This window comes from Halorubrum tropicale (genome assembly GCF_001280455.1).
In the GTDB taxonomy this organism is placed as follows: Archaea; Halobacteriota; Halobacteria; order Halobacteriales; family Haloferacaceae; genus Halorubrum; species Halorubrum tropicale.
The window spans coordinates 243,306-257,494 of sequence record NZ_LIST01000002.1 but is presented as its reverse complement, the minus strand read 5'-3'; the positions used below and the strand labels follow the sequence as shown (position 1 = coordinate 257,494).

The following is a 14,189-nucleotide window of genomic DNA, read 5'->3' as shown; positions in this document are numbered from 1 at the left end:
TCGGCGAGCCGTTTTCCGTTTGTTCCGTCCGCGACCACGGCGGACCGCACGACGGAAACCATCACGAAAAAACCACACAGACAAGCTCACAACGGACCAAAACATGACAGATAATACCTCACGCGAAGAAGGCGACGCGGTCACCGATAGTGGCCGCGCGGCCGGCGAAGCAGCCACCGACGGCGGCAGCGCGACCGGCGACGCTGCCACCGACGGCGGCGTCGCGACGTCGGGAGCCGCACAGGCGCACAGCAACACCGACTACCTCGGGGCGGAAGTGAACATCCTGAACCCGAGCACGCCGTACATGCGCGATCACCTCCGCATCGTCTGGACGGGGTTCGCGATCTGGGTCCTCGCGGTGTGGGGGCCGGTGACCCTGACGAACCTCGCGCCCGGCGTGATGACGCAGACGATGCCGATCTTACAGTTCCCGCTCCACTACTTCCTCGTCGCGTTCGGCGCGCCGACCAGCGCCCTCGTCCTGGCGTTCTGGTACTCGCGAAAGCGGGACGCGCTGGACGAGAAGTACGGCATCGAGCACGATGACGTCGCGGCGACCGACGGAGGGGTCGACGAATGACGGCGGGCTCGCTGCCCCTTCAGAGCGAACTCCTCCCCGAGGCGCTCGACATCTCGTTCAAGATCGGGCCGGCGCTGCTCGTGATCGGGATGCTGGGGCTGTTCCTGACGATCGGGTTCGTCTTCCGCGTGGCCGACACCGACGACATGTGGGTCGCCGGCCGGTCCATCGGGAACGTCGAGAACGGGATGGCGATCGGCGCGAACTGGATGTCCGCGGCGTCGTACCTCGGGATGGCGGCGTCGATCGCGCTGGCGGGCTTCTACGGGCTGGTGTTCGTCGTCGGCTGGACGACGGGCTACTTCATCCTCCTCATCTTCCTCGCGGCGCAGCTGCGCCGGTTCGGGAAGTACACCGCGCCCGACTTCGTCGGCGACCGGTTCAACTCCGACACCGCGCGCGCCATCGCGGCGGTGACGACGTTCCTCATCGGCTTCGTCTACGCCATCGGGCAGGCGAAGGGGATGGCGCTGGTCGGCCTGTACATCTTCGGCAACTACGGGGGGCTCATCCCGGGCCTCGACGGGTACCAGGTGATGGTCGTCGCGATGATGGTCGTCACCGTCGGCTACCTGACGCTGTCCGGCATGCTGGGCGCCACGAAGAATCAGGCGGTCCAGTACGTCATCCTCATCCTCGCGTTCGTCGTCGGGCTGTTCGTCGTCGGCTACACGAACGGCTACTCCACGGTGCTGCCGCAGCTGGAGTACGGCGCGCTGATCAGCCAGCTCGGCAGCGAGTTCTCCGAGCCGTTCGCCGGGTCGAGCTACTACCTCTGGGTCGCGACGACGTTCTCGCTCATCGTCGGCACGTGCGGGCTCCCGCACGTGCTCGTCCGGTTCTACACGGTCGAGAGCGAGCGGACGGCCCGCTGGTCGACGGTCTGGGGGCTGTTCTTCATCTGTATCCTCTACTGGAGCGCGCCCGCGTTCGCGGCGTTCGGCACCGACCTCTACTCGCAGAACGTCGGCGCCACGTACGGCGACCCCGGCATGACGAGCGCGGCCAGCGAGGTCATCGTCGTGCTGGCGGCGCAGCTGTCCGGGCTGCCGGAGTGGTTCGTCGGCATCGTCGCGGCGGGCGGTATCGCCGCGGCCATCGCGACGGTCGCGGGGCTGTTCATCGCCGGCTCGTCGGCGATCAGCCACGACATCTACACGAACATCATCAACGAGGACGCGACGCAGCGCCAGCAGATCCTCGTCGGCCGCCTCTCGATCGTCGCCCTGGGCGCGCTGACGACGCTGGCAGCGCTCAACCCCGCCTCGTCGATCGCGGCGCTCGTGGGCTACGCGTTCTCGCTCGCCGGCTCCGTGCTGTTCCCGATGTTCTTCCTCGGCATGTGGTGGGAGAACGCCAACCGGCAGGGCGCGCTCGCCGGGATGACGACCGGGCTGACGCTCTGGGCGATCCCGATGATCAACCAGATCGTGCCGACGTACATCGGCTCGCTGGAGGCGCCGCTGTCGGCCGGGCTCGCGACGTGGATGCCCGCCATCGGCTCTGCGCTCATCACGCTCCCGATCGTGTTCGTCGTCACCATCGTCGTCTCGATGGCCACGGACGAGCCGTCGCTCGAGACGAAGCGGATCGTCCGGCAGTGTCACAGCCCCGAGCCGATGGGGCAACAGGAGACCGCCGAGGACGTCGTCGCCGCGGACGGCGGCGAGGACGTGGCGACCGATGGCGGCCGCGCAGTGGACGACGCGGCCGCCGAGGGTGACCGCGCAGTGGACGACGCGGCCGCCGAGGGTGACCGCGCAGTGGACGGCGCTGCCCCCGACGACACCACGGAGGGGGAGCGGTGATGTACGAACGCATCCTCGTGCCCACGGACGGTAGCGACGTCGCGGAGGCCGCGGTCGACCACGCGCTCGACCTGGCCGAGCGGTACGACGCGGAGGTCCACGCGCTGTACGTGGTCGACATCGACTCCGTGAACTTCAGCCTCGGCACCGAACAGGTCGACCGGCTCAAGCAGGGTCGGTTCGACGAGATGGGCGAGCTGAAGGAGCGGGCCGACGAGGCGACCGGCGCCGTCGCCGACCGCGCCGGTGAGCGCGCGGTCGACGTCGTCGAGCACGTCTCCGGCGGTCGCCCGCACAAGGTGATCGGCGACTACGCAGAGGAGCACGGTATCGACCTCATCGTGATGGGGAGTCACGGCCGGGCCGGCGTGCGCCGCGCGCTGCTCGGCAGCGTCACCGAGCGCACGCTGCGCTCGACGCACGTCCCCGTCCTCGTCGTCGACTACCTCGAAGAAGACTGAGGTCGCCGCGCCGGGACCGCCTCTCCCGGACCGAGAACCGCTCCGTCGCGCGGACGGCCCCGCGCGATTCCGCAAGGCCGACGTACCCCTTCACGCACACTCTATCCATGCCCGACTCGGACGCCGCGGAGACGCCGAACGACGAGACCGACCCGAGCGTCGCCGACCGCGCCCGGACGGTGCTCAGCGAGAACGGCACCGGCATGGCGCAGGACCTGCTGTTCGCGCTCGCGTGGGTGGGGCTCGCGTCGCTGCTGTACGACTTCGCCTTTCCGACGGCCCCGCGGTGGGTGCTGTACATGTTCATGCTCGCGGGGATCCCGGCGTACTTCGGCTTCTTCATCTCGCTGGAGGTAGCCAAGGAGCGCAGCGCCCGGTAGCGGGGGCGCTCGGCGACGCTCAGGTCGCGTCACCCGCGCGTCACCCGGCGAGTTCACGGATGTCCGACACGTCGAGCAGCCGCTCGTCCGGGTCCAGCGCGGCGCGGTACGACGCCCGGGCGACCGTGCCGACGGCCAGCGGCCGCGCCTCGCCCAGCCGCGAAGCGATCGGCCGCGCGCTCGCGAGGAACCGGAGCACGCGGTCGGCGACGCCCGGGAGGTGCGGCTGTCCCTCGCCGTACACCGGGCCCGGGCGGAGCGTCACGACGTCGAGGTCGAGGTCCGCGATGGACGACTCGGCGCGGCGCTTCGCCGTCAGGTAGGCGCTCCGCACGCCGGGGGGCTTCGCCGCCGCGGAGAGGAAGACGAAGGCGTCGACGCCGGCGCGTTCCGCCTCCAGCGCCGTCAGGACGGCCGCGTCGCCGTTGACCCGTTCGAAGGTGACCCCGTCGCTCGGCGACTCGGTGAGCGTCCCGACCGCGTGGACCACGGCGTCGACGCCGTCGAGGCGGTCGCGCCAGGCGTTCGGGCGAAAGAGGTCGGCGCTCGTCCACGAGACGGCGTCCGCCCACTCGGCGTCGACGTCGGGGCGGCCGCTCCGCGAGACGCTGCGGACCTCGTGGCCGTCGCGGACCGCGAACCGGCAGATGTCGCGCCCGATGAAGCCGCTGCCGCCGACGACGAGGAGGGTGGCCATGTCGCGGCATATGCGCCGCCCCGCCTTGGGGCTTCGGGACGCCGCGCGGGGGAGGAAAGCGCCGTTCGGCGCCGGTCAGCGGCGGAGGAACCCGAGGAGCCGGTAGTCGCCCTCGGGGTCGTACCGGCGGAACAGGAGGCTGTTCGTGAGCACGGACACCGACGAGACCGCCATCGCCCCGGCCGCGAGGACCGGCTGGAGCAGCCCGAGCGACGCGAGCGGGATCATCGCGGTGTTGTAGCCGAGCGCCCACACGAGGTTCTGTTTGATCTTCTGGAGCGTCGCGTCCGAGACGCGGATCGCCTTCACCACGTCGAGCGGGTCGTCGCGCATCAGCGTCACGTCCGCGGCCTCGATGGCCACGTCGGTCCCGGAGCCGATGGCGGTGCCGACGTACGCGACCGCCAGCGCGGGCGCGTCGTTGACGCCGTCGCCGACCATCATCGCCCGGCGGCCGTCCGCCTGGATCGCCTCGACGGCGTCGGACTTGTCTTCGGGGAGGACACCCGCGCGGACGTTGTCGGGGTCGATCCCGACCCGCTCGGCCACGGCGCGGGCGGTGCGCTCGTTGTCGCCCGTGATCATCATCACGTCGACGCCGCGCTCGCGGAGCTGGCCGACCGCGCGCTCCGCGCTCGGCTTCACCGTGTCCGCGTCGGCGACGACACCGAGGAGTTCCCCGTCCCCGTCGCCGGCGGGCAGGCGGGCGACGAGCATCGCCGTCTTGCCCTCGCGTTCGAGCCGCTCCATCGTCTCCGCGGCGGGCGCGGCGTCGACGCCGGCGTCGCGCAGCAGCTTCCGGTTGCCGACCAGCACCTCGTCCCCGTCCACGGTCGCTCGCACGCCGTGTCCGGGTACGTTCTCGAACTCCTCGGGGTCGGCGAGGTCGAGGCCGCGCGACTCGGCGCCCTCGACGATGGCGCGGGCGAGCGGGTGTTCGCTGCCGCGCTCCGCGCTCGCGGCGAGCCGGAGGACCTCGTCCTCGGGGGCCTCGGCGCCGCCACCGGCCGCCGAGCCCTCGTCCGCCGCGTCGCCGCGCTCGGCGACGGTCCCGCCGTCGGCGACGGTCCCGCCGTCGTCACCGACGGCGACCACGTCAGTGAGTTCCATCTCGCCAGCCGTGAGCGTCCCCGTCTTGTCGAACACGACGGTGTCGACGTCCTTCGCGCGTTCGAGCACGTCGCCGCCCTTGAACAGGACGCCGTGTTGCGCGCCGATGGTGGTCCCGACCATCGTCGCGGCCGGCGTCGCGAGCCCCAGCGCGCAGGGGCAGGCGATCAGGACCGACGAGGCGAAGACGACGACCGCGAACTCGAACGTCGAGACGGTCCCGCCGACGGGGCCGCCGGCGACCTGGCCCCACAGCGGGAGCCGGTCGACGAACCCGGCGAGCGCCTCGGGGAAGAGGAACCAGACGACGCCCCACAGCAGCGCGTTCGCGATGACCGCGGGCACGAAGTACGCGGAGATCCGGTCCGCGAGGTTCTGGATGTCGGGCTGGCGGGACTGCGCCTCCTTGACGGTCTGGACGATCTGCTGGAGCGCGGTGTCGGCGCCGACCTTCGTCGCCTCGACCACGAGGAGCCCGTTCTCGTTGATAGTGGAGCCGACGACCTCGTCGCCCTCCGACTTCTCGACGGGGACGGACTCGCCGGTCACCATCGACTCGTCGACGGCGGACTGGCCCTCGACCACGACGCCGTCGGTCGGGACCTGCTCGCCGGGGCGGACCTTCATGCGGTCGCCGACCTCGACCTCCTCGATCGGCACCTCGCGTTCGGTCCCGTCCCCGTCGACGAGGGTGGCGGTGTCGGCCTCCATCTCCAGCAGCTTCCGGAGCGCCTCGCCGGCCTGCCCCTTCGAGCGGGCTTCGAGGTAGTTGCCGAGGGTGATGAAGACGAGGATGAGCGCCGCCGTGTCGAAGTAGACGCTCCCGGCGACCAGGTCGAAGAGGACGGCGACGGAGTAGACGTACGCCGTCGTCGAGCCCAAGGCGATCAGCACGTCCATGTTGGCGCGGCCGTTCGTGACGAGCGCCTTGTAGGAGTTCACGTAGAAGGGCCGGCCGAGCACGATCTGTACCGGCGTCGCGAGCGCGAACTGGGCCCATACGGCTCTGACACCGAAGATGCGGTCGGGCACCACCGCGCCACCGAGGAGCAGCTTGTCGACCATGAAAAAGAGGAGCGGCGCGGACAGCGCGGCGCCGAACAGCGTCAGCCGGAGCTGTTTGCGGATCTCGGCGTTTCGCGCGGCGTCCCGCGCGCTCTCGCCCGATCCCTCGCCTTCGCCGTCGGCCGTCTCGCCGTCGCCCTCTCGGACCGGGGAGTAGCCCGCGTCCTCGACGGCGTCGTACAGCGCCGACAGCGAGGTCTCGGCGGGGTTGTACCGCACCTGCGCCTCGTCGGTCGCGTAGTTCACGTCGGCCTCGACGACGCCGGGCACGGACTCCAAGGCGTCGCGGTTGGCGTCCGCGCAGTTCGCGCACGTCATGTCGGTGATCGCCACGGTCGCCGTCTCGGCCACCGCGCCGTAGCCCGCCGACTCGATCGCGTCGTAGATGGCGGCGAGCGAGGTCGCCTCGGGGTCGTACTCGACCGTCGCCTCGTCGGTCGCGTAGTTCGCGTCCGCCCGCGAGACGCCGTCGAGCGACCCCACGGCGTCGGACACGCTCGCCGAGCAGTTGGCGCAGCTCATCCCCGTGATGTCGAGGTGGGTGGTCCTGGTGCTCATCTTGGGTAGTCCTACGGGCTACACCCTTAGTGCGTTTTCCACTTCGAAACCAAAGGTTCGAGAGGCCGATTTCTTCGGATCGAAAGCGATCTCGGTGCCGTGAGCCTGACCGAGATCCACCGAGCCCGGGATCGAGCGGAACGACGCCGCCTCCGCGGGGGAGCGAGCCTTCGAAACCGCGGTCGACGGAAGGCTATTGGACGCGGCGCCCCTCCCCGAGGTATGGCTCGCGTGGAGCGACTCACGGTGTTTCCGGTGAAGGGGTTAGACGGGGTCGACGTCGAGGCCGCACGGGTCCTCGACGGCGGGACGCTGGAACGCGACCGCGAGTTCGCGCTGTTCGACGCCGACGGCGACGTCGTCAACGGGAAGCGGACCGACCGGGTCCACGACCTCGCGACCGACTTCGACACCGAGTCGGGCGCGCTGCGGGTCGAGACGCCCGACGGGGCCGTTCGGCGGTTCGATCTGGAGGCTGAGCCGGCCCGCGCCGCAGCGTGGTTCGGCGACTTCTTCGACGCGGACCTCCGGCTCAGGCGGGACGAATCGCTCGGGTACGTCGACCGCCGGGACATGGGCCCGTCGGTCGTCAGCACCGCGACGCTGGAGGCGGTCGCGTCGTGGTTCGACGGGGTGACCGTCGACGGCGCGCGTCGCCGGCTCCGGGCGAACGTGGAGGTCTCGGGCGTCCCGGCGTTCTGGGAGGACCGGTTCGTCGGCGAGGGGGCGCCGGCGTTCGAGATAGGCGGCGTCCGCGTCGAGGGCGTGACGCCGTGCGGGCGGTGCGTCGTCCCCGAACGCGATCCCGACACCGGCGAGCCGACCCCCGAGTTCCGCGAGCGGTTCGTGCGGCGCCGCGAGGCGACGTTCCCCGAGTGGGCCGACGCGGACGCGTTCGACCACTACTACTCGCTGACGACCATCGCGCGGATCCCGGAACGCCACCGCGGGGAGACGATCCGCGTCGGCGACGAGGTCGCGGTCCGCGAGTGAGCCTCGTCACTCGAACGCCGCCGATCGAGCGGCGGAGACCTTCGTATGGGCCGAATACGCGCGCCACAGCGCGTGTGACTGCGGTCCGCCGCAGCACACAACACTTATGACCACGTCAGGAGAGGATCAGGACGCGATGGCGACAGGCAAGGTCGACTTCTTCAACGACACCGGCGGCTACGGATTCATCGAGACTGACGACGCTGACGAGGACGTGTTCTTCCACATGGAAGACGTCGGCGGCCCGGACCTCGAGGAGGGACAGGAGGTAGAGTTCGAGATCGAGGAGGCGGACAAGGGTCCGCGCGCGACGAACCTCACTCGGCTGTAGCTCGGTCGCGGCATCCGCTACCGACGAACTCGGACAGCTCTCGAAACGCGTTCCCCGTATATCACCACCGCGAGCCGCGGCGCCGCCGTTTTGGTCGCCGGACCCGAATCGCCGGCCATGGAGCCCGCCGACCGCGACGCGTTCGTCGCCGAGAACCTCGACCGCTACGCCGAGACCCAGGGCGTCCTCCCGGAGCGCTTAGCGGAGTTCGGCGAGGCGTACCGGTCGCAGGGACACCTCACGCGCGAGCAGCTGTACGAGATCGCCTACGAGTCCTCGACTCGGAGCGCCTATCACGTCGAGAAGAACCCCGAGTCCCGGTGCCGCGAGGTGACGCGGAACGCCCGCGCCGTGGACGGTGACTTCTCGACGATCCACCTGATCACCGGTCTCGCCGGCTTCAAGGCGCCGACCGCCTCGTGCGTGCTCGCGGCGCTCGACGGCGACCGCCACGCCGTCGTCGACACGCGCGTCTGGGCGTCGTTAGAGCGGCTCGGCTACCTCGAGGGCCGGAAGGAGTCGTTCGACGCCGACGATTACGTGACGATGATCGAACCCATCCGCGACATCGCCGCCGAGACCGGACACCGCGCGGTCGACGTAGGGTACGCGCTGTTCGCGCACGACGCACACGTCCGGGAGGGGACGCTTCACTGACGCCACGGACCGGTGCGCGGGGACCGCGCCGGTTGCGGCGACGCTCGACGACCGCCTACAACGGGTACTCGACGCCGGTCGCCTCGGTCGAGTACGCCCAGAGCTCCCGGGCGTCGTCGCGGTCGTAGGAGGCGTCGTTCGAGCGCCCCACGGTCGGGTGCCCGCGCATGTTCATCAGCCCGCCGGGTTCGACGTAGGCGCCGCCGTCGACGTCGGCCGTCGCCGCGTACAGCATCGGCTCGACCCCGACGTCGGCGTCTTGGCCCAGCACCGCGTTCGCGGCCTTCATCCCGACCTTCATCAGGGGGTTCCCGCTCTCCTCGGCGGTGCGCAGCTGGAGGTTCGTGTCCGTGTACCCCGGGTGGCAGGCGACGCTGCGGATCCCCGGACCGTCCCCCTCGTCGTCGGCCGCGTCGAGGCGGCGCTGGAGCTCGTAGGCGAACAGCAGGTTCGCGAGCTTGCTGCGCCCGTACGCCCGCCACTTCCCGTAGGAGCGCTCCCAGTTGAGGTCGGAGAAGTCCATCTCGCCCTGCTCGTGGGCGCCGGACGACTGGGTGACGACGCGCGCGTCGCCGCCGATTCCCTCGGCGTCGGCGAGGAGGTCGAACAGCCGCCCCGTGAGCGCGAAGTGGCCGAGGTGGTTGACGCCGAACTGCGTCTCGAACCCGTCCTCGGTCTCGCTCCGCGGGATGGCCATCACGCCGGCGTTGTTACAGAGGGCGTCGACGGCGTCGTAGTCGTCCGCCAGCCCCTCCGCGAACGCCCGCACCGAGTCGAGCGAGGCGAGGTCGCACTCGCGGACGTCGAGGTCGCCGTCGAGGCTTCCCCGGACCTCGGACCGGATCTCGTCGGCCGCGTCCTCGGCGCGCTCGACGCTCCGACACGCCATCACGACGGTCGCGCCCTTCGCGGCGAACTCTCGCGTGCCCGCGTAGCCGAGCCCGCTGTTCGCGCCGGTGACGACCACCGTCTTCCCGTCCAGTCGCGGCATCTCGTCGGCCGTCCAGTCCGTCATGGATCGAGAATGGGGCGTCGCAGTGAGAAACCTGTCGGCGGGCGAACCGACTCCGCGAGGCCGTCCCGTAGCGCCGTGAGACGCCCTGATAGAGCGACCCACACACCCGGAGGAGACGGCGTCTGACGCCGAGCTCCACTTCCACTGCGCCGCCGGTGCGTTTTTAGGTGCTTCGGGGGAAGGGAGGGATACCGAATGACGTCCTTCCAGTCGACGATCGGCGACGAGGAGGGGATCGCGGAGGAGCTGGCCGAGGGCCAGCGCGAGATCTCCATCGCCGAGTTCTTCGAGAAGAACAAACACATGCTCGGGTTCGACTCGGGCGCCCGCGGGCTCGTCACCGCCGTCAAGGAGGCGGTCGACAACGCCCTCGACGCGACCGAGGAGGCCGGCGTCCTCCCCGACATCTACATCGAGATAGAGGAGGTGGGCGACTACTACCGGCTCGTCATCGAGGACAACGGGCCGGGAATCACGAAGGAACAGCTCCCGAAGGTGTTCGGGAAGCTCCTGTACGGCAGCCGGTTCCACGCGCGCGAGCAGTCGCGCGGGCAGCAGGGGATCGGCATCTCGGCGGCCGTGCTCTACTCGCAGCTGACCTCCGGTCAGCCGGCGAAGATCACCTCGCGCCCGAAGGGCCAGTCGCGGGCGCAGTACTTCGAGCTCATCATCGACACGGACACGAACGAGCCGGAGATCCAGGCCGACGAGGAGACGACGTGGGACCGCCCCCACGGCACCCGGATCGAGCTGGAGATGGAGGCGAACATGCGCGCCCGCCAGCAGCTCCACGACTACGTGAAACACACCGCGGTCGTCAACCCGCACGCGCGGCTCGAACTCCGCGAGCCGGGGCTCGACGAGCCGATGAAGTTCGAGCGCGCGACCGACGAGCTGCCGGCGGAGACGAACGAGATCCGCCCGCACCCGCACGGCGTCGAGCTCGGGACGCTGATCAAGATGCTGGAGGCGACCGAGTCGTACTCCGTCTCCGGGTTCCTCCAGGAGGAGTTCACCCGGGTCGGCAAGAAGACCGCCGACAGCGTGATCGGCAACTTCCGCGACGTGTACTACGGTCGAGAGCTCGCCTGGTCGCCGCCGCGCGCCCACGACGACCGCGACGTCGCGGCCGCGGTCTCGGCGGCCGTCGCGAACAAGGGCGAGGCGGCGACGACCGCCTTCGCCGAGGGCGTCGCCGAGACGGCGGGGAACAACGACCGGGTCGCACGGTCCGAGGTCGCCGAGATCGTCGACAACACCGCCGAGACCGTCGCGGACGACACCGGCAAGACGTTCGGCGGAACCGTCCGCGAGAACGCGGTCGACGCCGCGTGGCGAGCGGTCACCGGACTCGGCGACGAGGCGGACGACGGCGGGTCGGACGGCGATGCGGAGTCGCCGCTCGTCCCCGACGTGTACGCGCTCGTCGACGAGGCGACGTCGACGCGGAAGGACGACGCGGCGGTCCAGGCGATGGCGGAGGCGCTCGCGCGCCGGTTCGAGAACCTCGACGGCGAGGCGTTCCGGATCACCCGCGACGACCTCGAACGGCTCGTCGCGGACGCGGCGTCGTTCGTCGCCGAGCAGCGCGACGCGACCTTCGGCGAGACCGCGCGCGAGAACGTGGTCGAGGCGTTCTGGTCGCGGGCGCGGACGGTGCCGGACGACCCGCCGAAGGTGACGGCGATCGCGGGCGACCGCGACGCCGCAGCCGACCTGCTGGAGGCGATGCGGACCACTGACATCCTCGCCCCCCCGACCGACTGCCTCGCGCCGATCACGGCGGAGCTGGTCGAGGCCGGGCTCCGGAAGGAGTACGACGCGGACTTCTACGCGGCCGCGACCCGAGACGCCGACGTCCACGGCGGCGACCCGTTCATCGTCGAGGCCGGCATCGCCTACGGCGGGGATATCCCGTCGGACGGCTCGGTGGAGCTGCTCCGGTTCGCGAACCGCGTCCCGCTCGTCTACCAGCGCGGCGCCTGCGCGACGACGGACGTGATAAAGGGGATCGGGTGGCGGAACTACGGGCTCGACCAGCCCGGCGGCTCCGGGATGCCGAACGGACCGGCCGTCATCAGCGTTCACGTCGCCTCCACCAACGTTCCGTTCACGAGCGAGTCGAAGGACGCGCTCGCGAACGTCCCGGAGATCGAAGACGAGATAGAGCTCGCGGTGCGTGAGGCCGCCCGCGAGCTGAAGTCGTACCTCAGCAAGCGGCGCTCGATGCAACAGCGCCGGGAGAAACAGGACGTGCTGGGTCGGATCCTCCCCGAGATGGCCGACAAGGTCTCGGAGGTCACGGGCCGACCGCGCCCCGACATCGACGGGGCCCTGGCGCGGATCATGAACAACGTGAGCGTCGAGCGCGAGGTGAACGGCGAAACGGTGACGCTCGTCGTCGAGAACCACTCCGACGTGAACGAGCGGCTGGAGATCACGGACATCGTCTCGACCGAGCCGACCGACCTCTCGGACGGGACGGCGGTGGACATGGACGGCGAGTGGTTCGTTCAGTGGAAGCCCGAGGTGCCCTCGGGCGACGAGCGGGAACTGACGTACGCGGTCGACGGCGACGCGGAGTTCGAGGTCAGCGTCGGCGGCGTGGAGACGGAGAAACTGACGGTGAACGCCTAAATGACGACAGAAAGCGACGCACGAGACGAGCTGATCGACCTGGCGGCGGACTTCTACGACCAGTTCGCGTCTGGGTCGATCCCGGAGATGACGCTCCCCACGCGGACGAAGAGCAACATCGAGTACGACGACGAGAGCGGGGTCTGGACCTACGGCGACCGCACGTCGACGCGCAGCGCGAACTCGGTGCGAGGCGCGCGCAAGCTGTTGAAGGCCGCCTACACCATCGAGTTCCTCGCGAACCAGCTCGACGACGACCGCTCGTCGACGCTGCGTGAGCTGTACTACCTCTCCGAGTCGTGGGACAACGACGAGGCGCAGTTCTCCTCGCAGGACGAGTCGAACGACCTCGTGGAGGACCTCGAAATCGTCACGGGCGTCACCCGCGAGGACTTCCACATGCGCCCGGAGGAGTCGGGCGCGAAGGTGATGGGCCCGCTGGAGATCCGCGAGCAGACCAACCGCGGCGACCGCGAGATCCACTGCCAGCTCGACGTGGGACAGGGCGGCTACCAGATCCCCAACAACCCCGACACCATCGAGTTCCTCGACAACGACGCCGAGTTCGTCCTCTGCGTGGAGACCGGCGGCATGCGCGACCGGCTCGTCGAGAACGGGTTCGACGAGGAACACGACGCCCTCGTCGTCCACCTCGGCGGGCAGCCGGCGCGCGCCACGCGGCGGCTGACGAAGCGCTTCCGCGACGAGCTCGACCTCCCGGTCGTGGTGTTCACCGACGGCGACCCGTGGTCGTACCGGATCTACGGCTCCGTGGCGTACGGCTCGATCAAGTCCGCGCACCTCTCGAAGTACCTCGCGACGCCCGAGGCGCGGTTCATCGGGATCCAGCCCGAGGACATCGTCGAGTACGACCTCCCCTCGGACCCGCTCTCCGACTCCGACATCAACGCCCTCGAATCGGAGTTAGAGGACCCGCGCTTCCAGACCGACTACTGGGAGGAACAGATCGAGCTCCAGCTCGACATCGGGAAGAAGTCCGAGCAGCAGTCGCTCGCGAGCCGCGGGCTCGACTTCGTCACCGACACCTACCTCCCCGAGCGGCTCGGGGAGATGGGCGTGCTGTAGGCGCGACCGCCGTCCTCGACGGCGCCCCGCGCTACTCGTCCTCGTAGTCGATGCCCGCTATCTCCCGCCGCTCGCCGTCGGGGTCGTCGTCCGCGTACTTGTAGACGACGCCGTCCGCCTCGTCGGCCGTCGCCCTGTGGGACCCGTCACAGAGCGGCTTCGAGTCCGACAGGCCGCACCGACAGACGTAGATCAGGCCGTCGTCGCCCTTGTCCTCGTCGTCGAGAACCGCCGGGCCCCGCTCCTCGTGCGTGACTTCGCGCGCCATGTCGACCGATCCGGCCCGAGCGGGAAACCGGTTGCGGCGGCGTCGAGGCGCCGCCTTCGCCGCCCGACCGCCGCAACCCCCTTGCCCGTGGGGTCCGTATCGGTGGTATGAGCGAGACCGACGAGCGGGACCCGAGCGAGCTGACGGACGACGAGTGGCGCGAGCGACTCTCCGAGGAGGAGTACCGCGTGCTCCGCGAGAGCGGCACGGAGGCGAAGTTCTCCGGCGAGTACGTCGACCACCAGCCCGACGACGGGGAGTACCGCTGTCGCGCCTGCGGCACCGTCCTCTTCGAGGCGGAGACGAAGTACGAGTCCGGCTGCGGGTGGCCGGCCTTCTACGCCGCCGAGGAGGACTCCGTGACGACGCACGTCGACACCAGCCACGGGATGCGCCGCACCGAGGTCCGGTGCGCGAACTGCGACTCCCACCTCGGACACGTGTTCGACGACGGCCCGGAGCCGACTGGGAAGCGCTTCTGCATCAACTCGGTCGCGATGGAGTACGACGAGGAGTAAGCGCGGCGGGAGGAGGCGAGAC

Annotated in this window: 14 protein-coding genes; 10 read left to right on the top strand and 4 right to left on the bottom strand. The window is 70.2% G+C overall.

Translation table 11 applies throughout. The features are described from left to right. The first annotated feature begins 103 nt into the window (after positions 1-103). The 4 genes from AMR74_RS06415 to AMR74_RS06400 all read left to right on the top strand — a co-directional run bounded on the left by AMR74_RS06415 (position 104) and on the right by AMR74_RS06400 (position 3,232). Positions 104-583 carry a DUF4212 domain-containing protein gene (locus AMR74_RS06415; RefSeq protein ID WP_053771230.1) on the top strand — a complete coding sequence of 160 codons (480 nt, stop codon included), beginning with the start codon at positions 104-106 and terminating at the stop codon, positions 581-583. Next, a complete protein-coding gene (locus tag AMR74_RS06410; protein WP_053771229.1) occupies positions 580-2,391 on the top strand; it encodes a VC_2705 family sodium/solute symporter in 1,812 nt (603 codons plus the stop codon). The genes AMR74_RS06415 and AMR74_RS06410 overlap by 4 nt, the downstream gene beginning before the upstream one ends. After that, positions 2,391-2,852, top strand: a complete 462-nt coding sequence (locus AMR74_RS06405; RefSeq protein WP_053771228.1) for a universal stress protein — start codon at positions 2,391-2,393, stop codon at positions 2,850-2,852. The genes AMR74_RS06410 and AMR74_RS06405 overlap by 1 nt, the downstream gene beginning before the upstream one ends. Before the next feature lie 107 nt (positions 2,853-2,959). Continuing rightward, a complete protein-coding gene (locus tag AMR74_RS06400) occupies positions 2,960-3,232 on the top strand; it encodes a hypothetical protein (RefSeq protein WP_053771227.1) in 273 nt (90 codons plus the stop codon). Between the two features lie 40 nt (positions 3,233-3,272). Here the strand turns inward: AMR74_RS06400 and AMR74_RS06395 are convergent, their stop codons facing one another. Both AMR74_RS06395 and AMR74_RS06390 read right to left on the bottom strand, forming a co-directional pair. Next, positions 3,273-3,929: an NAD-dependent epimerase/dehydratase family protein gene (locus AMR74_RS06395; protein WP_053771226.1), complete on the bottom strand. Its 657-nt coding sequence runs from the start codon at positions 3,927-3,929 to the stop codon at positions 3,273-3,275. 75 nt (positions 3,930-4,004) lie between these two features. After that, positions 4,005-6,662 carry a heavy metal translocating P-type ATPase gene (locus AMR74_RS06390; RefSeq protein ID WP_053771225.1) on the bottom strand — a complete coding sequence of 886 codons (2,658 nt, stop codon included), beginning with the start codon at positions 6,660-6,662 and terminating at the stop codon, positions 4,005-4,007. Between the two features lie 222 nt (positions 6,663-6,884). On the opposite strand from AMR74_RS06390, the gene AMR74_RS06385 reads away from it, so the two are divergent. The 3 genes from AMR74_RS06385 to AMR74_RS06375 all read left to right on the top strand — a co-directional run bounded on the left by AMR74_RS06385 (position 6,885) and on the right by AMR74_RS06375 (position 8,643). After that, positions 6,885-7,655, top strand: a complete 771-nt coding sequence (locus AMR74_RS06385) for an MOSC domain-containing protein (protein ID WP_053771224.1) — start codon at positions 6,885-6,887, stop codon at positions 7,653-7,655. A gap of 136 nt (positions 7,656-7,791) precedes the next feature. Next, positions 7,792-7,986 carry a cold-shock protein gene (locus tag AMR74_RS06380; protein WP_004045866.1) on the top strand — a complete coding sequence of 65 codons (195 nt, stop codon included), beginning with the start codon at positions 7,792-7,794 and terminating at the stop codon, positions 7,984-7,986. Positions 7,987-8,103: 117 nt separating this feature from the next. Next, entirely contained in the window at positions 8,104-8,643 is a 540-nt protein-coding gene (locus AMR74_RS06375; protein WP_053771223.1) for a hypothetical protein, read from the top strand. 55 nt (positions 8,644-8,698) lie between these two features. Here the strand turns inward: AMR74_RS06375 and AMR74_RS06370 are convergent, their stop codons facing one another. After that, a complete protein-coding gene (locus AMR74_RS06370; protein WP_077152263.1) occupies positions 8,699-9,658 on the bottom strand; it encodes an oxidoreductase in 960 nt (319 codons plus the stop codon). A gap of 195 nt (positions 9,659-9,853) precedes the next feature. On the opposite strand from AMR74_RS06370, the gene AMR74_RS06365 reads away from it, so the two are divergent. Further along, positions 9,854-12,295, top strand: coding sequence for a DNA topoisomerase VI subunit B (locus tag AMR74_RS06365; protein ID WP_053771222.1), 2,442 nt, complete (start codon positions 9,854-9,856; stop codon positions 12,293-12,295). Then, the gene (locus AMR74_RS06360; protein ID WP_053771221.1) at positions 12,296-13,381 is read left to right on the top strand and encodes a DNA topoisomerase IV subunit A; all 1,086 of its coding nucleotides are present in this window, start codon (positions 12,296-12,298) and stop codon (positions 13,379-13,381) included. It abuts the gene before it with no gap. A 31-nt stretch (positions 13,382-13,412) separates the two neighbouring features. Here AMR74_RS06360 and AMR74_RS06355 read toward each other — a convergent pair whose 3' ends face one another. Then, positions 13,413-13,649: a CDGSH iron-sulfur domain-containing protein gene (locus tag AMR74_RS06355; RefSeq protein ID WP_053771220.1), complete on the bottom strand. Its 237-nt coding sequence runs from the start codon at positions 13,647-13,649 to the stop codon at positions 13,413-13,415. A gap of 107 nt (positions 13,650-13,756) precedes the next feature. Between AMR74_RS06355 and msrB the strand changes: the two genes are divergently transcribed. Next, positions 13,757-14,167 carry a peptide-methionine (R)-S-oxide reductase MsrB gene (msrB, locus tag AMR74_RS06350; RefSeq protein ID WP_053771219.1) on the top strand — a complete coding sequence of 137 codons (411 nt, stop codon included), beginning with the start codon at positions 13,757-13,759 and terminating at the stop codon, positions 14,165-14,167. Positions 14,168-14,189 lie beyond the last annotated feature (22 nt).